Consider the following 23631-nt stretch of genomic DNA (forward strand, 5'->3'; position numbering starts at 1 on the left):
CGCGTGGGGCACCGTACGAGGGACGGGGAGAATTTCCTCGCCGAGGCGGCATCCGGTTCTGGGGTCGGCTCCGAACCCCGGGCGATGAGAGCAGAGAGAACACCCCAGGGTCAGTCGCCCGCAGTCGTGCCGGCGGCGGCACCGACCGAGGTGCCGACGACCCCGCCGTCGCGGGACGCAGCACCCCCACCTCCGCACGCCCCGTCCACGGCGATGTACCGCTCCCGGGCGCGCGCCGCGCTGCGCTTCGTCCTCCAGCGCGTCCTCTTCCGCGGTCTCGTCCGCTCGACGATCACCCCCTCGGCACGGATCGATCCCGAGGTGCGCGGCCTGCGCGGTGGGTTCCTCGTCGTCGCCAACCACACCTCGCACCTCGACGCGCCGCTCATCGCGCAGAGCCTGCCGCGAGGACAGGCGCGTCTGCTCGCCGCCGGGGTCGCCTATGACTACTTCTTCACGGCGTGGCACAAGCGGATGTTCGTCCGACTCCTCTTCAACGCCTTCCCCGTCTACCGGGAGGGCTCCCACGGCAGCTCCGAGACGCCCCGCGCCCTGCTGCGCTCAGGTGTGCCCGTCCTCCTCTTCCCCGAGGGCGGGCGTCAGCAGAACGGGTTCGTCGCCGACTTCAAGGTGGGGGCGATCAAACTCGCCGTCGACACCGGCGCGCCCATCGTCCCGACGGCCGTCGTCGGCGGTTCGGAGGCGATGCCGAAGGGCACGAGCTGGCCGGTGCCCGGCCGCCGGCCGGTGCGCGTCATCGTCGGCGCCCCTGTCCTCGCCCAGCCCGGGGAGTCGCTGCCGGCGCTGACGGCGCGGGTCCAGTGCCGGGTCGAGGAGCTCTTCGACGCCGGGGCCGACGAACTCGGCCTCGCCCGACTCACCCACCGACGTGTCCCTGGCGACGAATCCGGGCGCACCGACCGTGCCCCGCAGCCCGACAAGCAGGGCGCGGCAGAGAAGCAGGCCACAGCCGCCGAGCAGGGCACCACAGATCACACCACCGACGAAGGGACGAGGACGTGAGCGCACCGCTGAGCGTCGACGAGGTCAGGCGACACCGCTGGTGGGGCTGGGGCGCCGACGGCGTCGAGTTCCGCTGGGAGACGAAGCCCGCCTTCGCTGCGATCGCGAAGGAGAAGGTCGGCCTCGACCTGTGGAACGCCCCGCGCCCGCGCATCCCCGACCTCGGCGGGTTCGACGTTCCCGCCTCACGGGTGAGCGAAGATGGCCTCGCCGTCCTCGCCGAGGCGGTGGGGACCGAGAACGTCAGCGTCGACGACGAGCTGCGGGTCATCCACTCCTTCGGGCGCTCCCTGCCCGACCTCTACCGTGTCCGGAACGGGACGATGCCCCGTCTCACCGATGTCGTCGTCCATCCCGGCAGCGAGGAGGAGATCGCCGAGGTGCTCACCGCGGTCCTCGACCACGATCTCGTCCTCATCCCCTACGGAGGCGGCTCGTGCATCTCCGGTTCGGTCACCCCCGACCCCGACGAGGAGCGACCCATCGTGTCGCTCAACCTCGGTCGGATGCGGCGCGTCCTCGAGGTCGACGAGTACTCGGGCCTCGCGCGGGTCGAAGCCGGCGCGTACGGACCCGACCTCGAGGAGCAGCTGGGCGTCCGCGGGTGGACCATGGGGCACTTCCCCGATTCGTTCAGCTATTCGACGCTCGGCGGGTGGGCGGCGACCCGGTCGTCCGGGATGCAGTCGGACAGGTACGGCGACATCGAGGACATCGTGCGCGGGATGCGCGTCGTCCACCCGCGCGGAGTCGTCGTGAGCAAGCCGATCCCCGGCCGGGACTCCGGCCCCTCGGTCCACGAGATGATCCTCGGCAGTGAGGGCCGCCTCGGCGTCATCAGCGAATGCACGGTCCGGATCCACCGGAAGCCGGAGGTGAGGGAGGTCGTCGCCTACCTCTACCCGGATTGGGCGTCCGGGGTCGAGGCGATGCACGACATCGCGCGCTCGGAGGCCAACCCGACGTTCACCCGGCTCTCCGACGGACCCGAGACGCGGTTCAGCCTCGCCATGGTCTCGGAGCCGACGACGGTGAAGTCGAAGCTCACCGCCCGCGGTCAGGACGCTCTCTTCGCCTATCTGCGCTCGCGCGGCTGGGACACGACGGAGGGGATGTGCCTGTCCTACGTCTGCTTCGAGGGCTCGAAGGAGCACGTCGGACGCGAGAAGACCGCGGTCAAGAAGATCGTCGCAGGTCGCGGCGGAATCAGCCTCGGCACCGGGCCGGGCGCGATCTACGACCAGATGAAGTTCGACACGCCCTACCTGCGCGACTTCCTCCTCAACTACCGGGTCTTCGGCGACGTCTGCGAGACGGGGGTGAGCTGGGCGAACCTCAAGGACATGCATGCGCGCGTGCATGAGCGCTTCGCCCAGGTCCGCGCCGAGATGGGCGGCCCCGGCTTCATGTTCTGTCACATGTCCCACAGCTATCACGGAGGCGCGTGCCTCTACTTCACGTTCGCGATCCCCTACACCGAGGAGGCCACCGCGCTCGCGGAGTACCGAATGGTCAAGGAGGCCGTGCAGCAGGAGTTCATCGACTCCGGGGGAGGGCTCTCCCACCACCATGGGGTCGGCACCGAGCATCGTCCGTGGATCGTCGACGACATCACCGAGGCGGGCGCGTTCATGGTCGATTCGCTCTTCCGCGCCACCGATCCCGGACGCAACCTCAACCCCGGGAAGATCGTCGCCGAGGCGGTGCCCAAGGGCCGTACCGACCCCGGGTCCCAGCACAGCCGTGCCGCTGCCGTCGACTGACCCAGTTGACAGCCTATTGCCCCTGGGTGGACGTGAAGTGCCGACGCGTGAAGGCATCGGCAGGCAGGAACGTCTCCAACTGCAGACCCTCAAGGGCGGTGTCGGCTGCAGTCGTGAGCCGGGCGCTGGTGCTGAACAGCTTCAACACCCCTGTCTCCGTTCGCAGTGACATCGTCACCACGGGACCCGCCGGGACCTCCGTGCGGGGTGTTTCCCCGATCAGTTCGCAGATCTCGTCGGCGAGATCCCTCAATCGCACGTCGCACGTGCGCTGTCCCCGCCGCAGCACCTGGTGATAGAGATGAGCAGCCCACTCGGACAGATTCTCCAGGTGCGGGGCCAGGCCGCGAGGGTGAAGGCTGAGACGGACAACATTGACAGGTGGTTCAAGCAGCTCGGGAGCACAGTCGGTCAGCAGGTGAGCGACCGCGTCATTGGCGTCGATGATCGTCCACTGCTCGTCGAGGAGCAGAGCCGGGTACGGTGCGTGCGCATCGAGGAGACCTCGCAGGCCGGTCATCACCACGGACAGAGAGGTGTCGTCAAGGTCCGCCTCTGAGTACTTCGGCGCATAGCCGCCCGCCAGAAACAGCCGATTGCGCTCTCTCAACGGCACATCGAGGTTCTCTGCGAGGAAGTCGATCATCTCCGGAGTGGGTCGGGCACGCCCGGTCTCTACCCGACTCAAGTGGCGGGTCGAGACGCTGGAGAGATTCGACAGCTCCTGCTGACTGAAGCGACGCTGTTCCCGCCACCACCGCAGCATGTCCCCCACCGACTGCGCTTTCGCCACCGTGTTCATGTCGTCAGTGTAGGCATGCGCCGGACTCGTCCTCCATGACCTGTGAAGTCATGGCCAACGCCCTGCAGCGGCGAAAACATGGGTGATGATCCTGCACACCCAACAATCAAGGAGAGCCATCATGCAGCAGATCATCGACGCCTGCATCGCGACCTGGAATTCCGCCCGGGACGACCGGCAGGCACTGCTCGAACGTCACTTCTCTGCTGACCTCAGCTACTGTGATCCCCTGTCCGAGGTGGGAGGGCGCGGAGGAATCGACGCCCTCATCGACAGCACACAGTCCCAGTTCCCGGACTTCGTCTTCACAGCGCTCGGAGATCCGGACGGCCACCACGACCAGGTTCGCTTCCGCTGGGGCCTGGGACCCGAAGGCGCAGAACCCGTGATCATCGGCTTCGACGTCATCATCGTCGATGACCATGGCCGGATCGAGGATGTGCGTGGATTCCTCGACAGGGTGCCAGCTTCGGCCTGAACACCAGAGGACCTCGGCAGGTGCACACGCGGCACCGGTCGGGGTCCTCTCGGACACCCAGACCACCGCAGTCTTCCCCTGCTAGGCTCGCGCACATGGACACCTCGATCGATGTCTCGGAGTACCGCCTCACCGGTTTCGCCCACGGCGGCGGCTGTGCGTGCAAGATCCCCCCGGGCGAGCTCGAGGACGCCGTCCGCGGCCTCACCGGGCAGACGAACCCGCAGGTCATCGTCGGTCTCGACGACGGCGATGACGCTTCAGCGGTGCGGATCCGCGACGACCTCGCAGTGCTGAGCACAGCCGACTTCTTCACCCCCGTCGTCGACGATGCCTACGACTGGGGGCGGATCGCGGCGGCGAACGCGCTCTCGGACATCTACGCGATGGGCGGGACCCCGGTCACGGCGATCAACCTCGTCGGGTGGCCGCGCGAGGTCCTGCCGTTCGAGCTGCTCACCGAGGTGCTCCGCGGAGGCCTCGACGTCGCCGCCGAGGCGAACTGCCCCGTCGCCGGCGGTCATTCGATCGACGACCCCGAGCCGAAGTACGGCATGGCCGTCACCGGGGTCGCCCATCCCGAGGCGATCATGCGCAACGACGCCGCCGAGGCGGGACTGCCGATCACCCTGACGAAGCCGATCGGCGTCGGGATACTCAACAATCGACACAAGCAGACCGGAGAGGTCTTCCCCGAGGCGATCGCGACGATGACGGAACTCAACGCATCCGCGTCCCGGGAGGCCGTAGCCGCAGGCGTCCGCGCGGCCACCGACGTCACCGGCTTCGGACTCCTCGGCCACCTCTTCAAGATGGGGCGGGCCTCGGGGGTCGGTGCGGTCATCGACACGGCAAAGGTCCCCCGCCTCGGCGGGGTCGATGAGTCGATCGCGGCAGGATTCGTCTCCGGCGGCACCCGCCGCAACCTCGACTGGGTGCGCCCGCACCTGATGACCGACGACACCGTCACCGAGGACGATCTCCTCCTCCTCGCCGATGCGCAGACGTCCGGCGGCCTCCTCGTCGTCGGCGAGCTGCCCGGCTATCCCGTCATCGGCGAGACCGTCGCCGGGTCGGGCATCACCGTCCGCTGAGGAGAACGATGGCGACGACCCTGCCCAAGGACTTCCGAGAGTACGGCGATGCGTATTCCCTGATCGAGCTTCAGGAGATCTTCGAGTCTCGGCCCCTCGATGCCCGCGGCGGATACCGCAAGCAGACGGCTCTCGCCTACAGCACCGTCACCGCCGAGGTCGTCACCTGGCTGCTCGACCACGGTGCGGACATTGAGGCCGAAGACCAGTTCAGCGCGTCGCCGCTGGTGACGCGCGCAGCGGAGGGTGACCTCGAGATCGTCGACCTGCTCATTAAGCGCGGGGCGGACCCGATCAGAGCCGGAAGCAGGCACACGCCGCTGTGTGCGGCAGCGGCCAACCACCGCGCCGACGTCGTCGCCCTGCTCCTCGAGCGGGGGGCAACCCTGACCGAGACGGACCCGCTCGGGTGGACGGCACTCGACCTCGCCGCCATCCGCTGCGAACCGTCGAAGGTCGAACGAGGACTGCCCGTCGTCCGGCTCCTCGCCTCCCGGGGCGGAACCTTGAGCGAGGACGCTCGCCCGTATCTGCGCAAGGCGATGACGACGCTGTACCGGTACCAGGCCGCCGGCAATGCTCGTATCGCGACGGTCGACGCTATGACAGATCTCCTTGAGATGTTCGATATCGACCTGCCTGCACGCCCTCGCGTGCTCGCCGGCGGCGAGGCGATCACCGTCACTACCTCGGGATGGAAGAAGCAGTTCTCAGAACTGTGGGGGATCCTTGTGCCGGGCTCCGGACCCTCCGCGAGTGTGCAGGGTGAGGTCATCCGCATCGCCGGTCGGATCGGTCATGAGATCCTCGACAACGGCGGGGCGAACTGGGATCGCGACTTCGCGGCGATGGCGACGGCATTCTCCCGGCATGTGCGGAGCGGGGTGCCGCTTTCGGACGATGGTCTGCGCGCCGTCGATGCCGCGCTCGACCAGGTCCGGGGCGGTGGGATCTCGGAGCAGGCTGTCGACACGCTCACCGAGCAGAGCGTGGCCTGGGTCCTCGTCAACCCCGAGCGCCGTCCCCTGGACACGCCCGACTACCTCCGCTGAACGCGTTCACCCAGTCGTCGGGCTCCCGAAAGCCGGCCCGCGCGCTCCCTCACTCCACCCGCGCTTCGATGCCGGCGATGATGATGTCGAGGCCGCGGCGGTAGAGCAGTTCGTTGCGCTCAGTCCCCGTCGGATGTGCGGCGATGAGGTCGGTGAGCGGGGAGTCCTCGTCGTCGGGGGCGAAGATCTCCGTCGGTGAGAGCGCATCGATCGCGACCCCGAACGCGAAGGCGTCGAGAACCTCGACGGTCGAGAGGACCTCGCCCTCGGGCAGCCCCGCCCGCTTGAGAGCAGAGACGAGGGATTCGTAGAGGCGCAGGGTCTGCGGTTCTTCGATGGTCACGCCGAGGAGGTGGATCATCACCCGCGGATGGTCGGCGTAGAGGCGCCACAGCGAGCCGACCCCCGCGCGCACCGCGTCCTGCCACGTGTCCCCGTCCGGCGTCGGCAGCACGTACTGGCCGCTGAGAACCTCGCGCATCGCGTGGACGATCCCCTCCCGCCCGTCGACGTGGTGGTAGAGCGAGGAGAGGCTGACCCCGAGCCGCTTCGCGAGCGGCTGGATCTTGAGCTCCTGCCCGGAGTCGAGCATCTCGATCGCGGCGAGCGCGATCTTCTCTCGGCTCAGCAGCGGTGAGGTCGGACGTGCCATCGAGTGCTCTTTCCCGGGTCGAGGTCGGCAGTGGCTGGTCTGCAGTGGCTGGTCGGCGCCGATGGATTGACATCGACGGGTGTGGCATGCACCATACTAGTTAACCGAAAACATTTCGGTTAACTGAGTTTCTGGCAAAGGGGCCGTCCATGACTTCACCGACACCGACCCAGGCGAGCACCGTCGACGATCCGCGCGTGCCGCTGGGACTGCGCAACGGCGCGGCGATCTTCCTCGTCTCGCTCGCCGGTCTGATGATGGCCAATCTCGCCCCGCTCATCATGTCGGTCCTCGAGGACGTCGGCTTCGACGTCATCGCCTCCGGCAACATCCTCACGTGGGCGCTGCTCGCCTCGGCGGTCGTCGGCCTCGCCACCTCGCGGTTCGCCTCCGGCCCCCACCGTCGCACGCTCGCCTCGATCGGGCTCATCGTCGCGATCATCGGCTTCCTCGTCGCCGCCTTCGCAGGCTCCCCGGGCGCGGTGGTCACCGGCTTCATCATCGGCGGGGCCGGGGTCGGCACAGCGATCTCGAGCTCGGGCGCGGCGATCGCGGCCGTCCGCAATCCCAACCGGGTGAGCGCGACGAGCGGGGTCGTCAACCGTCTCCTCGTCATGGTCGTCCTCGCCCTCATCCCCACCATCGGGCTCGCCCAGATCACCGTCTTCGGTGCCCTCGCCCTGCTCGCGGCGATCAGCCTCGCCGTGACCGTGTGGCTGCCCGACACCCCCGACTACTCGACCGCAGACATCGTCGCCGAGGCGCCCGCCGGGTCCCGCACGCCGCGCACGGTCATGCTCGCCGGCATCGGCGTCCTCATCGTCTTCCCTGTGTGGGGCACGAGCGAGGACTCCGTGTGGACGCTCGCACCCGTCCTCGGCAACGCCGTCGGTCTGAGCGAGCAGAGCCTCGGCTTCGCGCTCAGCGCCGCCGCCGGCGTCGGGGCCGCGGCGATGCTCGTCGTCACCCTCCTCGGCACCCGGATCGGACGGGCTGTGCCGCTCGCCGCTGCCCTCCTCCTCGGCGGGATCACGAAGATCTGGATCGGGATGACCACGGATGCGCTCACCCTCGCCGTCCTCATCGTCGTCGTCAACACGATCTACGCGTTCGCGTTCGTCCTCTTCATCGCCACCGCCGCGGGCCTCGACGCGCGCGGCAGCTGGTCGGGTCCCCTCATCGGCGCCTACATCGTCGGGTCGAGCTTCGCCCCGATCATCGGCGCGTGGGTGATCGAGTCCGTCGGCATCCCGAACTTCGGCCTCATCATGGGCATCGTCAGCTTCGTCGTCATCCTCCCGACCGTGTGGATCGCCCGCGTCTCCACCCGCGTCGAACGCACGCTCAGCCACCTCGGCGAGAATCCCGCCTGACCGCGCCCGCCGTCCCCGCACCTCGCCCCCTACGGAAGGACATCATGACCACCGTCTTCGCCAACGCCACCGTCTTCACCGGGGATGAGCACTCCCCCCTCGCCGAGGCGGTCGCCCTCGACGCCGGCCGTGTCCTCGCCGTCGGGGACCGGGAGTCCGTCGTCGCGGCGGCCGGGCCCGACGCCGAGGTCACCGACCTCGGCGGGGCACTCGTCACCCCCGGCATCGTCGAGGCGCACACGCACCTCGCGATGTTCGGCCAGGCGCTCGACAAGGTCCAGCTGCGGGACTGCACGAGCCTCGAGCAGATCCAGGACCGGCTCCGACAGGCACGGAAGGAGCAGCCGGATGCGGAGTACCTCCTCGGCGCGAGCTGGATGTTCGAAGCCGTGCCGGGCGGGGAGCCGACCGCGGCGATGATCGACGAGGCGGTCGGCGACATCCCCGTCGTCCTCGATTCCAACGACGTCCACTCGACGTGGGTGAACACGGCCGCGCTTGAGGCGATGGGCATCGACGCGACGACGCCGGATCCACCCGGCGGCCGGATTGTCCGCGACGGCACGGGGGCGGCGACCGGGTTCTTCCTCGAGAGCGCGGCGATCGAGTACGTCTGGGCCTACCTCGATGAGATCACCACCGACGAGGACCGGGATCGGTTCCTCGACCTCGCGTTCGCGACCTACCTCGAGACCGGGGTGACGGCGGCGACGGATATGGCTCTCGGTGAGACCGAGCTCGCGACGTTCCTCCGCCGGCTCGAGCGCGACGGCCGGCTGCCTTTTCCTGTGAGCGCGCACTGGCTGCTCCGACCGACCGGTGATCCAGAGGCTGACCTTGCCGCCGTCGCCCCCGCCGCCGAGGTGCGCGACCTCGTCGCCGAGCGGTTCGACACGGACTCGTTCCGGATCACCGGGGTGAAGTTCATCCTCGACGGGGTCATCGATGCGTGCACCGCGGCGATGCGCGCACCGTACGCGGACGGGTCGAATGCCGAGCCGATCTGGTCGTTCGAGACCGCCGCACCGGTGGCGGTGGCCGCGGACGCCGCAGGTCTGCAGCTGGCCATGCACGCGATCGGGGATCGGGCGAGCGAGATCGCGCTCGACCTCGTCGAGGAGTGTGTGCGGGTCAACGGCCCGAAGATCCGGACTCCGCGCATCGAACACCTCGAATCGTGCACGGAGGCGACGATCCGGCGCATGGCGGCCCTCGGGGTCACCGCGTCGATGCAGCCGGTCCACTGCGATCCGGCGATCATGGGCAATTGGAAGGCGATGCTCGGCGACGAGCGTGCGGAGACGGGTTTCCCGTGGCAGAGGTTCCGGGAGGCGGGAGTGCCGATCGCACTCGGCACCGACGCTCCGACCGCGCCCCATGAGGCCGCCCACAATCTCTTCATCGCCCTGACCACGCGCTCGGCTCTCGAACCCGGGCCCGCCGAGTACCATCCCGAGCGTGCCTTCACGCCCGCGCAGGCGCTCGACGGGCTGACCCGGGCCGGGGCGCAGGCGGGCGGCTTCACCGACGGCGTCGGCGAGATCGTGCCCGGCGGACGGGCGAATCTCATCGTCGTCAGCGTCGACCCGTTCACCGGCGCCCGCGACGAACTCCTCGACTCCCGTGTGCTGCAGACGATCGTCGACGGCGACGTGCTCTGGCGGGGCCCCGCGGTCGAGGTGTAGGGAGCGCAGAAGCGACGGGCGGGTTGGTCGTACCGCTCCTGGGAGGACGTGGCGCTTCTGGGAGGACGTGGCGCTGGGGGTAGGTCGTGATGCCCAGGGTGCCTCTCGGCGACCCCCGTCAAGCACCCTGTCGGTGCAGCCGCACAAACAACCCGTGCACCGCTCGGATTAGGCGCTCAGGGTTGTTCGTGCGCAACCACGCGGAGGACGTGGCGTTCCGCCGCGGAACTGCCGCTAAGGGTATGACGTGCCGCCCAGGGTGCGTCGCGACGACACTCCCCGCGCATCCAGCGCACGCAGCCGCACAAACAACCCGTGCAACGCTCGGATTAGGCGCTCAGGGTTGTTTGTGCGCAGCCACGCGGAGGACGTGGCGTTCCGCCGCGGGACTGCCGCTAAGGGTATGACGTGCCGCCCAGGGTGCGTCGCGACGACACTCCCCGCGCATCCAGCGCACGCAGCTGCACAAACTCCCCGAGCACCGCGCTGGTCACGCGGTGGTGATCGAGTCGTCGGTGATGCCGCGGGCGCGGCGCTCTGCGAGGCGGGCGCGCTGGGGTTCGATGACGTGGCGCGGATCCTTCGTCGACTCGATGCCGGCTTCGAGCACACCGAAACGCGTGTACGCCGAGGCGGCGGCCAGTGCCGCACCGCTGACCACGGACAGCGTCCGCAGCAGAGTCCGCGTCTTCCAGCTCCGGCCCGCCTTGTTCGCGGCCACCGTCGCCGCACCCGAGGCGGCGACGCGACCGGCCGCCCCGCTCGCTGCGGCCTTGACGACTCCCGCGCCCTTGAGAGACGCGACACCCGAGACCAACCCGGAGGCAGCGCCCTTGGCCGCACCCTTCGCGACGCCGAGCGCCTTGTCCCCGGTCCGCGATCCGAGCTTCTTCGCAAACACGCGGGCTCCGACCTCGACGACGGCGGCACCGATCGCGCCGGCAATGAGGAGCTTCTCGGCCCGGTGGAGTTTGTGACCGGGTTCGCCGTCCTCCATCGGTTCGACCTCGACCGGGTGCATGCGCTTCTTCATCTGCGACATCGCGTACATGTCTCCGGCCGACCCCATGAGGGCGAGCAGGCGGGCCGGTTCGGCCTCGCGCACCGGCGAGAGCGCCATCGCCGCACCACCGGCGGCCAGTGACGCCGAGGACACGAAGACATACGGCAGTCCGTTGCGGCCGGCCGCGTTCCACGTCGGCACCGCGGTGTCGCCGAGGAGCACGGCCGTATACGCGGCCAGGGGGGTCGCGAACAGCGCCGACTCGAGGGCCGCAGGCAGCTCGAGGGCGTGGAGCAGCTTCCGGAACGGACCGAGCGGGATGAGCTTCTCCCTCGTCAGCCGGTCGACCTCGATGACGGACGTGATGCCCGCCCCGACGCCGAACCCGGAGAGGATCCACGTGCCGAGGCTCATCGGGGAGCTCACCTTGACCACGCGCATCATGTTGATGAACCGCTCGGGACGCCCGAGGTCCTTGACGAGCGCGGCACCGCCGACGGCGGTCGCGGTGATCGCGGTCAGCCGGGTCGCCGCCCGCATGCCCGGCCGGTCGCTCAGCTGCGAGCCGAGCCCGAGCAGCGTCGACCCCCCGGCGAGGCCGCCGAGGAAGAGGTAGAGCGAGATCTCATGTCCCCATGGCGGCGGTTTGACGATGGGTCGACCGTAGTAGGACGTGAACTCGACGTCCTCGACCATCGGCATCTCGCGTCCGCCGTCGGCGCCGCGGTTCTGCCAGCCGCCGCCGGAGCCGCCCTGACGGCCGGAACCGGACCCACGACCGCCTCGGCGACGCTTCTTCCGGCCGCCTTCGGGCTCAGGGGGACGGTAGGAATCGTATTCGGATGTGCTCATGGACGTCGGCTCCCGAGGAAGGACAGACCGGCCGCGGCGATCATGCCGAGCGCGGCGATGCCTGCGGTGGCGAACATCGCGGGCAGGTCCTTCGTCGCGACCCTGGGGTCCGGCGGCAGGCCGTAGACCTCGGGCTCGTCGAGGAGGAGGAAGACCGATCCGGTGCCGCCCACGCCGTCGTTGGGGTTGGCCCCGTAGAGGCGCGCCTCGGTGAGTCCCTTCGCATGGAGCTCGGCGACGCGGTCGTGCGCCTGGGCGACCATGTCCTCTCGGTCGCCGAACTTGATCGACGTCGTCGGGCACGTCTGCGCGCACGCCGGGGTCTGACCCTCGACGAGGCGGTCGTAGCAGAGTGTGCACTTGTTCGCCGTGTGCATGTTCGGAATGTCGTCGGTGTCCAGGGGCCGCTCGTTGCCGTTGCGGTCCGTGGGCGGACGGATCGTGCCGTCGTCACGGCGTTCGATGACGCCGAACGGGCAGCCGGCCACGCACGTGCCGCAGCCGTTGCAGACATCGGCCTGGACGACGACGGTGTCGAACTCGGTGCGGAAGAGCGCACCGGTCGGGCAGACGTCGAGGCAGCCGGCGTGCGTACAGTGCTTGCACACATCCGAGGACATCAGCCAGCGGAAGTCCGCGGTGTCCGGCGGCGTCGTGTCGACGCCGTCGAAGTCGACGGGGTCGAGGGCTCCGGGGGCGAGCAGGTCGACGTCGAGCTGCGGCGACGACGGCAGACCTCCGCCTGCCCCGCCCACCGGCTGGGGGCCGGAGGTCTCATCCGTGCGCGGGCGGATCCCGGGCATGCCGAGGTTGACGAGCTTGCGACCCGACTCCCTCGCCGCTTCGATCTGCTCCTTGCCCTGTTCGATGAAGGCGACGTGACGCCACGTGTTGGCACCGAGCTCACCCGTGTTGTCGTACGACATCCCGAGGATCTCGAAGTTGCCGTCCTGCGGGTTGTGATTCCATTCCTTGCACGCGACCTCGCACGCCTTGCAGCCGATGCAGATCGAGGTGTCGGTGAAGAATCCCTTGCGGTGGTGCGTCGAGTCGTGCCAGTGGCCGTCCGCGACGGTGCCGCCATCCAGCGTCGGTGCCGCCATCAGTCGTCCTCCTCTTTCTCCTCAGCGCGCTCATCGTCGCGTCTGCGTGCTCGCTTCTCGTACTCCCAGGCGTTCGCCGGCTGCTCGGGATCGACCGGTTCGTACGGTCGGCCCTCGGCGTCGTAGCCGTAGTCCGGGTCCCCGTCGGTCGGGTCGCCGTCGACGGCGAAGTTCGCGTCGACGCGCTTCTTCGGCTGGTCGTCGGTGCTTCCCGACTGAGCCTCGGACCCGCCGACCGCATCGGTGCCTCCCGACGATGTCGGGCGGTCCGAACCGGCCGAGCCCTCGCCCTGACCGTCCACGGCGTCGGACGAGTCCCCGGAGTCCGTGACCTCGCGGTGCCCCTTCGCCGAGGCGCCGCCGGAGTCTCCGCTCTCGTCGGCACCGTACGTGCGACCGGGGGTGACGCCGACCGCGGAGTCGCCTCCGCGCTCGTTGTGTCCGCCGGTCGTCGCCGGGGATCCCGCGGCGGCCGCCTCGTCGACGACCTCCGGCGGCACGGTGACGAGTTCGTTGCCCGATTCGGGGGTCAGCCCCGCCTCACGCTGGAACTTCTCGACGAAGTCGACGAGTTCGGGACCGCGCGGTCGCCTGCCCGCCATTGCGGTGCCCGCGACGTACTTGCCGTTCTGGATGAAGACGTTGGGATCCATCGTCACGCCGAGGAGGTCGTTGGCCGAATCGCCGTCGACCCACGCCCCGTCGCCGCCGACGCCCCAGTGGTAGGGCAGGCCGATCTGGTGGACGGTGCGTCCGCCGATGGTCAGGGGCGTCATCCGCTCGGTGATGAGGACACGGGCCTCGATCGCTCCGCGCGGGGAGACGAGTGTCGCCCACCCGTACGGTTCGAGGCCGAGTTCCTCGGCGAGTTGCGGTGAGACCTCGCAGAACATCTCCGGTTGGAGTTCGGAGAGGTAGGACAGCCACCGTGACATGCCGCCGGCCGTGTGGTGCTCGGTGAGCCGGTAGGTCGTGAACACGTAGGGGTAGACCTCGGAGCCGGGGAAGCCGGCACCGGGCGCGGACAGGTTGTCCTCGCGACGCATGATCTTGCGCAGCGGGTTGTTCTGCTGGGTGTAGAGCGGGTTGCTCGTCCCCGACTCCTGCGGTTCGTAGTGGGTCGGCAGCGGACCGTCGACCATGCCGCTGGGTGCGAAGAGCCAGCCCTTGCCATCGGCCTGCATGATGAACGGGTCGTCGCCGTCGAGTTGGCTGGGCCCGCCGAAGGGGACGTCGGAGTGCGCTGAGGGCTCGCGTTCGAGGGGGAAGTCCGGTTCGTCGGCTCCGACCCAGCGGCCCTTCTCCTCGTCCCACCACACGAGCTTCTTCCGCTCCGACCACGGCTTGCCCTCGGGGTCGGCCGAGGCGCGGTTGTAGAGGATCCGCCGGTTCGCCGGCCACGCCCACGCCCACTCCAGGGCCATCTCGTCCTGTTCGGTGCGCGGTTTGCGCCTGGCGGCCTGATTGACGCCGTCCTTGTAGATGCCCGCGTAGATCCAGCAGCCCCCGGCGGTGGTGCCGTCGTCAGTCATCTCGGTGTAGACGGAGAGAGGCTGCCCGGCCTTCTCGCCGCTGACATGGTAGCCGTTGATCTCCCGGAGGACTGCCTCGGCGTCGACCTCGCCGTCCTCGTCGAGGGGGTAGTCCCACGTGAGGTCGAGGAGCGGCCGGTCGCGCGGATCGTCGGAGTCCTTGAGCTTCTCTCGCACCCGATTGCCGAGTTCGAAGAAGAACTCGAGTTCGCTCTGCGCATCGCCCGGCGGATTGACCGCCTTGTGACGCCACTGGACGAGGCGCTGGGTCTGGGTGAACGTCCCGGCCTTCTCGGTGTGGTTGGCGGCGGGGAGGAAGAACACCTCGGTGTCGATGTCCTCGGTCTTCAGCTCCCCGGTCGCGATCTCCGGGCCGTCCTTCCACCACGTGGCGGATTCGATGAGGCTGAAGTCGCGCACGACCATCCACTTGAGATGGCTCATCGCCATGCGCTGCATGCGCCCGTTCGCCGATCCCACGGCCGGGTTCTGGCCGAGGATGAAGTAGCCGTCGACGCCGTCGTTGAGCATGCGCACCTGGGTCTGGTAGGTCCCGTGGGCGCCGTTGATCCGCGGCAGGTAGTCGAAGGCGAAGTTGTTCTCCGGTGCCGCCGCATCGCCCCACCAGGCCTTGAGCAGGTTGACGACGTAGCTGCGTCCGTTGGCCCAGTAGCCCTTGTGGGTCTCCGGGGTGCCGACGGCGGCGACGTAGTCGTCGAACGTGTCATGGACCCCGGCGCTCGGCATCGGCAGGTAGCCGGGCAGGAGGTTGAACAGCGTCGGGATGTCCGTCGAGCCCTGGATCGTCGCGTGTCCTCGCAGCGCCATGATGCCGCCGCCCGGGCGGCCCATGTTGCCGAGCAGGAGCTGGAGGATCGAGGCGGTGCGGATGAACTGCGCGCCGAGCGAGTGCTGGGTCCAGCCGACGGCGTAGGCGAAGCACGTCGTCCGGTCGCGTCCGGAGTTCGTCGTGATCGACTCGAGCAGATACTCGAAGTCGGCCTCCGAGATGCCGCAGTTGTCGGCGACCATCTCAGGGGTGTAGCGCGAGTAGTGGCGGGCGAGGATCTGGAAGACGCTGCGCGGGTCCTTGAGGTTGGGATCGCGCAGGGCCACGCCCGCCTCGTCGGTCTGGTAGGCCCACGTCGAGTTGTCGTACGAGTTCGTCGCCGGATCGTAGCCGGAGAAGAGCCCGTCGAGGTCCTCGGGATCGAGGTAGTTGTCGCTGATGAGGTTCGTCGCGTTCGTGTACGCGCGGACGTACTCCTCGAAGTAGAGCCCGTCGGAGATGACGCGGTTGATGAGCGCACCGAGGAGGACGATGTCCGAGCCGGCCCGGATCGGGACGTGCTTGTCGGCCACCGCCGTGGTCCGGGTGAAGCGCGGATCGACGTGGATGATCCGTGCACCCCGAGCCTTGGCCTCAGTCACCCACTGGTATCCCACCGGATGGCATTCGGCCATGTTCGAGCCCTGGATGACGATGCAGTCGGCATTCGCCATGTCCTGGACGGGCTGAGTGGCGCCGCCGCGCCCGAATGAGGTTCCCAGACTGGGAACCGTGGCGGAGTGTCATATGCGGGCCTGGTTCTCGATCTGGATCGCCCCGGCCGCGGTGAAGAGCTTCTTCGCGAAGTAGTTCTCCTCGTTGTCGATGGTCGCCCCGCCGAGGCTGGCGATCCCCATCGTCCGCCGCAGCGGGTGACCTTTGTCGTCGACGTCCTCCCAGTGGTTGCGGCGGGCTTCGATGAAGCGGTCGGCGATCATGTCGATCGCGGTGCTCAGGTCGAGCTTCTGCCAGTCCCTGCCCTTGGGGGCGCGGTAGAGGACTTCGGTCTGTCGGGAGGGGTTGTTGACGAGCTGCTCGCTCGCCGAGCCCTTCGGACACAGGCGTCCGCGGGAGATCGGCGAGTCGGGGTCGCCTTCGATGCCGACGACCTTGTCGTCCTTGACGAAGATCCGCTGACCGCAGCCGACGGCGCAGTAGGGGCAGACCGACTGGACGACCTTGTCGGCCGTCCTCGTCCGCGGCACCGTGTTGCGCGTCTGCGGGGACACGACGGATTCGCCGCGTCCAGTCGGGTCGGACGAACGGAACTGCCGGAGTACCGGCCACTCGAGGAAGCTGAACCGAGCCATGGCGTCATCCTACCCCCGCGACCTCTACGTCGTGTAGTGAAGAATGCCTAAACTTTCCTTGCCACGAGGATGCCGTCGTCGAGGTCGACTGAGGAGCCGTCCGGAGCGGTCACCGCACGGGTGCGGATCTCGCCGAGGTCGAGCTCCCAGTCCCCGGTTCCGCTCGCCTTGAGCAGGGCGAAGTCCTCCTCCGGACCGCGGAAGTCGTTCTCGTCGTGGGCGTCGTGACCAGCATGGGCGTCGCGGCCGGCATCGTGGTCATGCGACCCGTCGCCACCGCCGGAGTGGCCGGCGGCCCACGGCGGGATCCCGGCATGGGAGATGAGGATGAGGTGTCCGCCGGGGGCGACGAATTCGCCGAGGCGGGAGAGGAGCTCCTCGCGCGTGTCGGGAATCCGGGTGTGGAGGAAGCATCCGGTGACGAGGTCGAAGCCGCCTCGGCGAGGGAATGCTGCCGCTCTCCGGGCGTCGGTCGCTCCGGCCCAGTCGGTGAGGTTGGCGACCGCGAAGTCCGCGCTCGTCCCGGCGGCCGCAGCGGCGGCGCGGGCTCGGTCGATGGCGGTCGCGGACACGTCGATGCCCACCGCCTGCCAGCCTCGGGCGGCGAGCCAGAGGACGTCGGCGCCCTCGCCGCAACCGACGTCGAGGCTGCGACCGGGCGAGAGGTCGAGCTCGGTGACGACGTCGACGAGGGAGGGGTTCGGGTCGCCCGACCACACCGCCTCGGTGCCGGCGTAGCGCTCCTCCCACTCACCAGCCGACCCCGGATGCGGTCTGCGGCTCACCTCTCCTGACCGGGTTCGGTCGCTCCCTCGTTCGCGCCGTCGGAGCCGGATGCGGCTTCGCGCTGGGCGATCTCGGCGCGGACGGCATCCATGTCGAGGTCCTTGACCCCGGTGATGACCTGCTCGAGCTGCGGGGCGGCGAGCGCTCCGGGCTGGGCGAAGACGACGATGCCGTCACGGAAGGCGACGAGGGTGGGAATCGAGGTGACGGCGAAGAGCCCGGCGAGTTCCTGCTGGGCCTCGGTGTCGATCTTGCCGAAGGCGATGTCGGGATTGGCGTCGGAGGCCTGCTCGAAGACGGGGGCGAACTGGCGGCACGGGCCGCACCAGGCGGCCCAGAAGTCGAGGAGGACGATGGAGTTGTCGTTGATGGTCGTCTCGAAGTTGTCCTGGGTGATCTCGATCGTAGACATCTGGGCAGTCTAAACCCGGATCATGGGCGCTGTCTGCACATGGAGGCATCTGTCCTTTTCAGCAGGGTTCACTGTGCTGGTTCCGCCGGCTTGAAGGCGACCCCGGAGGCGACCTGCGTGGCGACGACGGCAGTGATCGCCCCGGCGAGCATGATCGCTGTGAGGACGACGATCTGGAACTGGGCGGCCTCGAGCGGTGCCGCGCCGGCGAAGAGCGCGCCGACGAACGCGCCCGGCAGGGTGACGAGCCCCGTGTTCTTCGTCTGGTCGAGGTTGGGCAGGAGGGCTTCGCGCACCGCGGTCTGCCGCAGCCGCTTCCCGGCCCGCCGAGGCTGGGCACCGAGGGAGAGCCACGCCTCGACCTCGCCCCAGCCGGTGTGGAGATCGGAGGCGAAGCGGCGCATCGACAGCGTGGCCACGGTCATCGCGTTGCCCGAGACGATGCCGGCGATCGCGATGATCCGTTCGAACCGGAGATCGACGAGTCCGAGGACGAGGACGAGCCCGAGGGTGACGAGGGTGCCGATGACGACGCCGAGGACGGCGCCGAGCGGTCCGCGCGGAAGCCCGCGGGCCCGACGCAGGGAGGTCACCGAGGCAGTCGTGAGCATGAGACCGACGAAGGCGGCGACCGACCACCAGGCGGTGAGCGCCCCGGACAGGAGCAGGGCGACGAGGGCGAGCTGGACGACGGCGCGCACGATCGCCACGACGGGCAGCCATCCGAGCCCCACCTCGGCGAACCGGAGGACGGCCAAAGTGATGACGAGGAGGACGGTGATGCCGCCCAGGAAGGGAAGGACCTCGGTGATCGTCACGAGGACAGTCTAGGATGCCGCGCGACCGTGCACCGGCGGACTCTGCTAGGGTGGGGGCATCGCTTCATTTCCCTCTTCTCCCTTCTCATACGCGTCGTGCATCGACGCCTCCCCCAGATCTCCGTCGGACCTGCGGTTCGTCCGCGCGTCCTCCGACGGAAAACTCACACCTCACGGCCCGGCGATGTGCGGCACCCGCCGACCATCGCTCGGACCCCTGTGTGTGAACAGCCGGATCCGTCTCGGATCCGACCATCAAGACCGCTCCGGCGGTCGCAGTTGAATAAGGATACAAAGAATATGACCACAGGTACCGTGAAATGGTTCAACGCGGAGAAGGGCTACGGATTCATCCAGCCTGACGACGGTTCGGCCGATGTCTTCACGCACTACTCCGCCATCGAATCGACCGGTTACCGCGAGCTCGTCGAGGGACAGAACGTCGAATTCGAGTCCGAGATGGGACAGAAGGGCCTCCAGGCCACGACCGTTCGCCCCCTCTGAGCCCACCAGCCCAGAGACTCCCTCGGGACGGTCGACGCCTCCGCGCTGATCGTCCCGACGCGGATCGGAGCGGCCGGTGACAGCATGTCTGCTGTCACCGGCCGCTTCGAGCACATATGCCGATCCTCTCGATGATCGAAGATGATCGAATCGTCACTCAACCGATCACAGTCCCGATGGCAGCGCACCGACGATTTCCGTCGCCCGCGCCGCTGACGATGAGGCTGATAGCGGGAGGGATGCTTCTCTGACCAGTGATTCTATGGCAATCCTCCCGGTCTGTTCAGCCTGCGGAATCCGTTGCCCCACGATGCTCACAGCGTGAGACTTTCGATCATTCCGTTGACTTTTTGTGCATTTTTATGCAACTCTGCTCATGTTCTTGGCGGAGTCCTTCGCTGTCGCACGGCAGACCCCGCGCTCGCTGCAGACCGTTGAGGAGTCAACGATGGCCACCCCGCTCTCCACGTCCGGGAGTCCCTCCCAGTGAGCGCCGAGGTGGTCACCGGACTCGGTGTCAGCCCGGGCACGGGCGTCGGCGTCGTGCAGCTCATGGCACCGAGGCTCGGACCCCCGCGCACGCAGACGCTGACCGAGAACGGAGAGTCGGAGGCGGCCGGCGGTGTCCCCGAGCTCCGTGAGCCCACCGTGCTCATCGCCCGCGATCTCTCCGCCGCGGACGCCGCCGGCCTCAATCCCGATCTCGTCGCAGGGCTCATCACCGAGGCCGGAGGTCCGATGAGCCACACGTCGATCGTCGCCCGGTCTCTGGGCATCCCCGCTGTCGTCGCCGCCGGAGCCACCGCCCTGCGCACCGGCATGCGCGTCCGCGTCGACGGCGGGACCGGCCGGGTCCGCGTCGCGGACGTCACGGAGTCACCCGCCCGCAGCACAGCGGCACCGGCCGCACAACGCAGCGTCGGCGGCACCCGCACCGCCGACGGATACCCTGTCGAACTCCTCGGCAACGTCGGCGACGCAGCCGGAGCGGCCGAGGTGGCCGCGTGCGAGGCCGACGGAATCGGGCTCTTCCGCACCGAACTCGCCTTCCGCACGCGCACCCGGCAACCGAGCATCGAGGTCCAGGCGCGGCTCTACTCCTCTGTGCTCGCCGAGGTCCCGGAGCGCAAGGTCATCCTGCGCACCCTCGACACGGGCACGGATACGACGATGCCCCCGTCACACGGCCTCGGCGAACGCAATCCCGCGCTCGGGGTCCGGGGATATCGGGCGACGACGAATCTGCTCGAGGACCAGCTGCGGGCGATCGCCATCGCCGCCCGCGTGCAGGATGTGGACCCCTGGGTGATGGCGCCGATGATTTCGACCCCTGCCGAAGCCAGGGGTTTCCGCATGATCGCCCGGCGCTACGGCATCTCCCGTGCCGGGGTGATGATCGAGGTGCCCGCGGCAGCGGTGATGGCCGACGCGATCCTCGCCGAATGCGACTTCGTCTCGATCGGGACGAACGACCTCACGCAGTACACCATGGCAGCCGACAGGGAGCTCGGTGCCGTGGCCGAGCTCAACGATCCGTGGCAGCCCGCGGTCCTCCGCCTCGTGCGCACCGTCGCCGTGGCGGGAACCGCGCACGGCAAACCCGTCGGGGTGTGCGGCGAGGCGGCTGCCGACCCGCTCCTCGCATGCGTGCTCGTCGGACTCGGTGTGACCTCGCTGTCGATGTCGCCGCGGGCGCTGCCCGCGGTCGCTGAGGCGATCGGGGAATCCGACCACGGTCAGTGCCAGGCGATGGCCGTCGCCGCGCTCGGCGCCTCCTCGGCGAGCGCGGCGCGGGCAGCCGCCCGGCATGCGCTCGCGACCGCCGACCTGCGCACCCCTGAGCCCACCCACCGAGCCTGAATCGCACCGACTGACGACCACTGCTGCCCACCAGCGAGGGAGACGAGGATGCTGCTGACGAGGACACGCCCGGAGGCGCGGGAGCGGCCACGCTCGCCGAACTCCTCGAGATTCCCCACTCACGGCATTCCGCCTGATCGCGACGAGAAGCCGAGTGCTACGCTCATGCACAACATTCGGTATGCCATAGGAGCACAGGAGGTTGCGCGATGCGATATGAGCGTCTCAACGCAGTACTCGAGCTCCTCGCTGAGAACGATCACATGAGCGTCAACGAGCTCGCCGACAGGCTTGCGGTCTCGACGGCGACTGTCCGTCGCGATCTCGACCACCTCTCGGCACAGCAGCTGCTCACGCGCACGCGGGGCGGGGCCGTGTCCTCCGGGGTCGCCGACCTTCCGATCAAGTACAAGTCAGCGCAGCGGGCGAATGAGAAGGAGCGGATCGGTTCGCTCAGCGCCTCACTCGTCAAACCGGGCATGACCGTGGGGATGAACGGCGGCACGACCGTGAGCGAGACCGCGCAGGCGCTCGCCCAACGCGCCGATCTCGTCCACCACACCTACGACAGCCGGCTCACCGTCGTCACCAACGCCGTCAACATCGCCAACCTCCTCACGGTGCGCCAGCACATCAAGCTCGTCGTCGCCGGCGGGGTCGCCCGCCCCCAGTCGAACGAGCTCATCGGCCCGATCGCCTACGACGTCATCTCCCAGCTCAACCTCGACCTCGTCTTCCTCGGCGTCGACGGCGTCGCTCTCGGCTATGGGGCGACGACCCACGATGAGGGCGAGGCGAGCATCAACGGAGTCCTCGCCTCCCGCGCGAAGCAGGTCGTCGTCGTCGCCGACAGTTCCAAGATCGGCAAGAGCGCTTTCGTGCGCATCTGCCCGCTCGAGGACATCGATGTCCTCGTCACCGACGAGGACGCCGATCCCGAGGCGGTCGCCGAACTCACCGCCGCCGGGGTCGAGGTCCTCCTCGCCTGACGCGGTAGCGTAGGGGGTCCGGGAACGAATCCACTCCGAGGCGGTGCTCCGATGTCCGATGTCCCCACGACCGTCGTCTTCGACTTGGGCCAGGTCCTCGTCGGCTGGGACCAGACCGGTCCCCTCTCCGATGAGATGAGTCGGGCCGAGTGGGAGGAGTTCGCCGCCGCGGCTGACTTCGCCTCCCTCAACGTCTCCGCCGACAACGGGGCCACCGTCGCCGAGGTGGTCGACCGCGCCGCACGGGTCGATCCCCGCCATGGGGAGATCGTCGCCCGCTACTACGAGCGCTTCGAGCATTCGCTCACCGGCCCGATCCCCGGGATGGCCGACATCGTCGCTGAACTCAAAGGCGCAGGCGTCCGGCTGCTCGGTCTCTCGAACTGGTCGGCGGAGACGATCCACCATGCGCCCGTGGCCGCCCCGGCGATCAGCGAGCTCGAGGACATCGTCGTCTCGGGCCGTGAGAAGCTCATCAAACCTGATCCGGCGATCTTCGAGCTCCTCCTCTCCCGCTTCGACCTCGATCCGTCGCGCACGGTCTTCGTCGACGACCTCGAGGCCAATGTCGCCGCGGCCAGACGGCTCGGGATCATCGGCATCGTCTTCACCGGCGCCGACGACCTGCGCACCGAACTCGAGTCCCTCGGAGTCCTCGACGCCCCGAGCGGACCGGTCGCCGGCGAGCGCACCGCTCCCGGCGGGTCCCCTCGCCGCTGAGGGGTCCCCTCGACTCTCATCCGTTCTCGGCGGTCATCCGGTCGCGCTTGTACGTGATCGTCGTGTAGCCGTGCGGCATCGGCGTGCCGAACTCGTCGACGCCGACGAAGACGAGCCGGTCGATGCTGAGGATGACCCTGCGGGTGATCATGTTGCGGACCTTCGCCCGCATCGTCAGCGACGTGCGCCCGAAGTGGGTGGCGACCAAGCCCATCTCGATGATGTCGCCTTCGCGGGCAGACGATTCGAACTCGATCTCGGAGATGAGCTTGGTGACGACGCGGTGGTTGCCGAGCTGGACGATCGCATAGATCGCGGCCTCCTCGTCGAGCCAGCGCAGCAGGCTGCCGCCGAAGAGCGAGCCGTTGGCATTGAGGTCCTCGGGCCGCACCCATTTGCGCGTGTAGAAGTTCATCCCGCCGGTCGTCTCGGCCCTGGCCGTGAGAGTCGTCTCGCTCATGCGGCCAGCGTAGCGAGCGGATGTTTCACCGGTTTTTCGACCATGTGTCAGGCAGTGACGCCCGCCGACACGCGGGGTGGTCACTCCTCCTGAGCGAAGAGGTCGACGCCCTTCTCGGCGGCGAGCGCCTGGAGCTTCTCCACGTCGTCGGTCTGCACGCACACGGTCGCCCGCAGACCCTCGTCCTCCCGCCGGAGCAGGTAGTGGGCGATGCTGTCGGTGAGCCGGGCACCGTCGGCGTCGAAGAAGTCCCAGCGCACCCGGACCATGACGAGCCCCTCGGTCAGGTGATCCTCGCCGAGGAGGTCGTATCCCACGGAGGCGAGCCCGAGCTTTCGATAGACGGGGTAGGACTGCTCGAGTCCCTGGGCCATCGCCTCCCGGGAGTCGAGGACTCCGGAGAACGTCTCGTCGACGATCATGCCGGGGATCGACCACAGCCCCGCGGCCGCCTCGGCGTCGAAATCGCTCAGCGACCGCGCATAGCGGTCGAGGTATGCGGTGATCTCTGCGGTGTCGATGCTCATACGA

General features: G+C 68.7%; 20 protein-coding genes and 1 pseudogene. 11 read left to right on the forward strand and 10 right to left on the reverse strand.

Annotation, left to right across the window (positions count from 1 at the left end; all coding sequences use genetic code 11):
• Positions 1 to 84 precede the first annotated feature (84 nt).
• On the forward strand, positions 85 to 1023 hold the full coding sequence (locus ACQ1RG_RS04135; protein WP_156491177.1) for a lysophospholipid acyltransferase family protein: 939 nt from the start codon (positions 85 to 87) through the stop codon (positions 1021 to 1023).
• Positions 1020 to 2786, forward strand: coding sequence for an FAD-binding oxidoreductase (locus ACQ1RG_RS04140; protein ID WP_430600567.1), 1767 nt, complete (start codon positions 1020 to 1022; stop codon positions 2784 to 2786). The genes ACQ1RG_RS04135 and ACQ1RG_RS04140 overlap by 4 nt, the downstream gene beginning before the upstream one ends.
• 13 nt (positions 2787 to 2799) lie before the next feature.
• Here ACQ1RG_RS04140 and ACQ1RG_RS04145 read toward each other — a convergent pair whose 3' ends face one another.
• Complete coding sequence (locus tag ACQ1RG_RS04145; RefSeq protein WP_009376784.1) at positions 2800 to 3588, reverse strand: helix-turn-helix domain-containing protein; 789 nt, start codon at positions 3586 to 3588, stop codon at positions 2800 to 2802.
• Positions 3589 to 3709: 121 nt separating this feature from the next.
• Between ACQ1RG_RS04145 and ACQ1RG_RS04150 the strand changes: the two genes are divergently transcribed.
• From ACQ1RG_RS04150 to ACQ1RG_RS04160, 3 genes are all read left to right on the forward strand, one after another.
• Complete coding sequence (locus ACQ1RG_RS04150) at positions 3710 to 4066, forward strand: nuclear transport factor 2 family protein (protein ID WP_063250354.1); 357 nt, start codon at positions 3710 to 3712, stop codon at positions 4064 to 4066.
• 95 nt (positions 4067 to 4161) lie between these two features.
• Positions 4162 to 5160: a selenide, water dikinase SelD gene (gene selD / locus ACQ1RG_RS04155; RefSeq protein WP_063250355.1), complete on the forward strand. Its 999-nt coding sequence runs from the start codon at positions 4162 to 4164 to the stop codon at positions 5158 to 5160.
• An 8-nt stretch (positions 5161 to 5168) separates the two neighbouring features.
• Positions 5169 to 6212: an ankyrin repeat domain-containing protein gene (locus tag ACQ1RG_RS04160; RefSeq protein ID WP_063250356.1), complete on the forward strand. Its 1044-nt coding sequence runs from the start codon at positions 5169 to 5171 to the stop codon at positions 6210 to 6212.
• Positions 6213 to 6261: 49 nt separating this feature from the next.
• Here ACQ1RG_RS04160 and ACQ1RG_RS04165 read toward each other — a convergent pair whose 3' ends face one another.
• Positions 6262 to 6864, reverse strand: coding sequence for a TetR/AcrR family transcriptional regulator (locus ACQ1RG_RS04165; RefSeq protein WP_144587756.1), 603 nt, complete (start codon positions 6862 to 6864; stop codon positions 6262 to 6264).
• Between the two features lie 149 nt (positions 6865 to 7013).
• On the opposite strand from ACQ1RG_RS04165, the gene ACQ1RG_RS04170 reads away from it, so the two are divergent.
• Positions 7014 to 8237, forward strand: a complete 1224-nt coding sequence (locus ACQ1RG_RS04170) for an MFS transporter (protein ID WP_063250358.1) — start codon at positions 7014 to 7016, stop codon at positions 8235 to 8237.
• A gap of 44 nt (positions 8238 to 8281) precedes the next feature.
• Positions 8282 to 9922 (forward strand): amidohydrolase, encoded by a 1641-nt coding sequence (locus tag ACQ1RG_RS04175; protein WP_063250359.1) that lies wholly within the window; start codon positions 8282 to 8284, stop codon positions 9920 to 9922.
• Between the two features lie 490 nt (positions 9923 to 10412).
• Here ACQ1RG_RS04175 and nrfD read toward each other — a convergent pair whose 3' ends face one another.
• From nrfD to ACQ1RG_RS04205, 6 genes and pseudogenes are all read right to left on the reverse strand, one after another.
• Positions 10413 to 11777 carry an NrfD/PsrC family molybdoenzyme membrane anchor subunit gene (gene nrfD, locus ACQ1RG_RS04180; RefSeq protein WP_009376794.1) on the reverse strand — a complete coding sequence of 455 codons (1365 nt, stop codon included), beginning with the start codon at positions 11775 to 11777 and terminating at the stop codon, positions 10413 to 10415.
• Positions 11774 to 12880: a 4Fe-4S dicluster domain-containing protein gene (locus tag ACQ1RG_RS04185; RefSeq protein ID WP_009376796.1), complete on the reverse strand. Its 1107-nt coding sequence runs from the start codon at positions 12878 to 12880 to the stop codon at positions 11774 to 11776. Before ACQ1RG_RS04185 ends, nrfD begins: the two co-directional genes overlap by 4 nt.
• A 500-nt stretch (positions 12881 to 13380) precedes the next feature.
• Positions 13381 to 16551, reverse strand: a pseudogene (gene fdnG / locus ACQ1RG_RS04190) (formate dehydrogenase-N subunit alpha); the annotation flags it as partial.
• A 47-nt stretch (positions 16552 to 16598) separates the two neighbouring features.
• A complete protein-coding gene (locus ACQ1RG_RS04195; RefSeq protein WP_063250360.1) occupies positions 16599 to 17336 on the reverse strand; it encodes a class I SAM-dependent methyltransferase in 738 nt (245 codons plus the stop codon).
• Positions 17333 to 17749 carry a thioredoxin family protein gene (locus tag ACQ1RG_RS04200; RefSeq protein ID WP_101623331.1) on the reverse strand — a complete coding sequence of 139 codons (417 nt, stop codon included), beginning with the start codon at positions 17747 to 17749 and terminating at the stop codon, positions 17333 to 17335. The genes ACQ1RG_RS04195 and ACQ1RG_RS04200 overlap by 4 nt, the downstream gene beginning before the upstream one ends.
• Positions 17750 to 17817: 68 nt before the next feature.
• Positions 17818 to 18567, reverse strand: a complete 750-nt coding sequence (locus ACQ1RG_RS04205; RefSeq protein ID WP_197464191.1) for an ABC transporter permease — start codon at positions 18565 to 18567, stop codon at positions 17818 to 17820.
• A gap of 300 nt (positions 18568 to 18867) precedes the next feature.
• Here ACQ1RG_RS04205 and ACQ1RG_RS04210 point away from each other — a divergent pair, with 300 nt between their 5' ends.
• From ACQ1RG_RS04210 to ACQ1RG_RS04225, 4 genes are all read left to right on the forward strand, one after another.
• Positions 18868 to 19071 carry a cold-shock protein gene (locus ACQ1RG_RS04210; RefSeq protein ID WP_009376805.1) on the forward strand — a complete coding sequence of 68 codons (204 nt, stop codon included), beginning with the start codon at positions 18868 to 18870 and terminating at the stop codon, positions 19069 to 19071.
• Between the two features lie 486 nt (positions 19072 to 19557).
• Entirely contained in the window at positions 19558 to 20931 is a 1374-nt protein-coding gene (locus ACQ1RG_RS04215; protein ID WP_063250362.1) for a putative PEP-binding protein, read from the forward strand.
• A 209-nt stretch (positions 20932 to 21140) separates the two neighbouring features.
• Entirely contained in the window at positions 21141 to 21920 is a 780-nt protein-coding gene (locus ACQ1RG_RS04220; protein ID WP_009376807.1) for a DeoR/GlpR family DNA-binding transcription regulator, read from the forward strand.
• 51 nt (positions 21921 to 21971) lie between these two features.
• Positions 21972 to 22640: an HAD family hydrolase gene (locus ACQ1RG_RS04225; protein ID WP_063250363.1), complete on the forward strand. Its 669-nt coding sequence runs from the start codon at positions 21972 to 21974 to the stop codon at positions 22638 to 22640.
• A 16-nt stretch (positions 22641 to 22656) separates the two neighbouring features.
• Here ACQ1RG_RS04225 and ACQ1RG_RS04230 read toward each other — a convergent pair whose 3' ends face one another.
• The gene (locus ACQ1RG_RS04230; RefSeq protein WP_223289833.1) at positions 22657 to 23100 is read right to left on the reverse strand and encodes an acyl-CoA thioesterase; all 444 of its coding nucleotides are present in this window, start codon (positions 23098 to 23100) and stop codon (positions 22657 to 22659) included.
• 80 nt (positions 23101 to 23180) lie between these two features.
• Positions 23181 to 23627, reverse strand: coding sequence for a hypothetical protein (locus ACQ1RG_RS04235; RefSeq protein ID WP_009376813.1), 447 nt, complete (start codon positions 23625 to 23627; stop codon positions 23181 to 23183).
• Between the last annotated feature and the right edge of the window lie 4 nt (positions 23628 to 23631).

Origin of the sequence: Brevibacterium sp. K72 (assembly GCF_050562175.1) — a bacterium.
In the GTDB taxonomy this organism is placed as follows: domain Bacteria; phylum Actinomycetota; class Actinomycetes; order Actinomycetales; family Brevibacteriaceae; genus Brevibacterium; species Brevibacterium casei.

Bases quoted from the DNA above. Each gene is read 5' to 3' on its own strand.
- ACQ1RG_RS04135 (WP_156491177.1), top strand. From the start codon at position 85: ATGAGAGCAGAGAGAACACCCCAGGGTCAGTCGCCCGCAGTCGTGCCG.
- ACQ1RG_RS04145 (WP_009376784.1), bottom strand. From the start codon at position 3,588: ATGAACACGGTGGCGAAAGCGCAGTCGGTGGGGGACATGCTGCGGTGG.
- ACQ1RG_RS04150 (WP_063250354.1), top strand. From the start codon at position 3,710: ATGCAGCAGATCATCGACGCCTGCATCGCGACCTGGAATTCCGCCCGG.
- selD (WP_063250355.1), top strand. From the start codon at position 4,162: ATGGACACCTCGATCGATGTCTCGGAGTACCGCCTCACCGGTTTCGCC.
- ACQ1RG_RS04160 (WP_063250356.1), top strand. From the start codon at position 5,169: ATGGCGACGACCCTGCCCAAGGACTTCCGAGAGTACGGCGATGCGTAT.
- ACQ1RG_RS04165 (WP_144587756.1), bottom strand. From the start codon at position 6,864: ATGGCACGTCCGACCTCACCGCTGCTGAGCCGAGAGAAGATCGCGCTC.
- ACQ1RG_RS04170 (WP_063250358.1), top strand. From the start codon at position 7,014: ATGACTTCACCGACACCGACCCAGGCGAGCACCGTCGACGATCCGCGC.
- ACQ1RG_RS04175 (WP_063250359.1), top strand. From the start codon at position 8,282: ATGACCACCGTCTTCGCCAACGCCACCGTCTTCACCGGGGATGAGCAC.
- nrfD (WP_009376794.1), bottom strand. From the start codon at position 11,777: ATGAGCACATCCGAATACGATTCCTACCGTCCCCCTGAGCCCGAAGGC.
- ACQ1RG_RS04185 (WP_009376796.1), bottom strand. From the start codon at position 12,880: ATGGCGGCACCGACGCTGGATGGCGGCACCGTCGCGGACGGCCACTGG.
- ACQ1RG_RS04200 (WP_101623331.1), bottom strand. From the start codon at position 17,749: ATGTCTACGATCGAGATCACCCAGGACAACTTCGAGACGACCATCAAC.
- ACQ1RG_RS04210 (WP_009376805.1), top strand. From the start codon at position 18,868: ATGACCACAGGTACCGTGAAATGGTTCAACGCGGAGAAGGGCTACGGA.
- ACQ1RG_RS04220 (WP_009376807.1), top strand. From the start codon at position 21,141: ATGCGATATGAGCGTCTCAACGCAGTACTCGAGCTCCTCGCTGAGAAC.
- ACQ1RG_RS04225 (WP_063250363.1), top strand. From the start codon at position 21,972: ATGTCCGATGTCCCCACGACCGTCGTCTTCGACTTGGGCCAGGTCCTC.
- ACQ1RG_RS04230 (WP_223289833.1), bottom strand. From the start codon at position 23,100: ATGAGCGAGACGACTCTCACGGCCAGGGCCGAGACGACCGGCGGGATG.
- ACQ1RG_RS04235 (WP_009376813.1), bottom strand. From the start codon at position 23,627: ATGAGCATCGACACCGCAGAGATCACCGCATACCTCGACCGCTATGCG.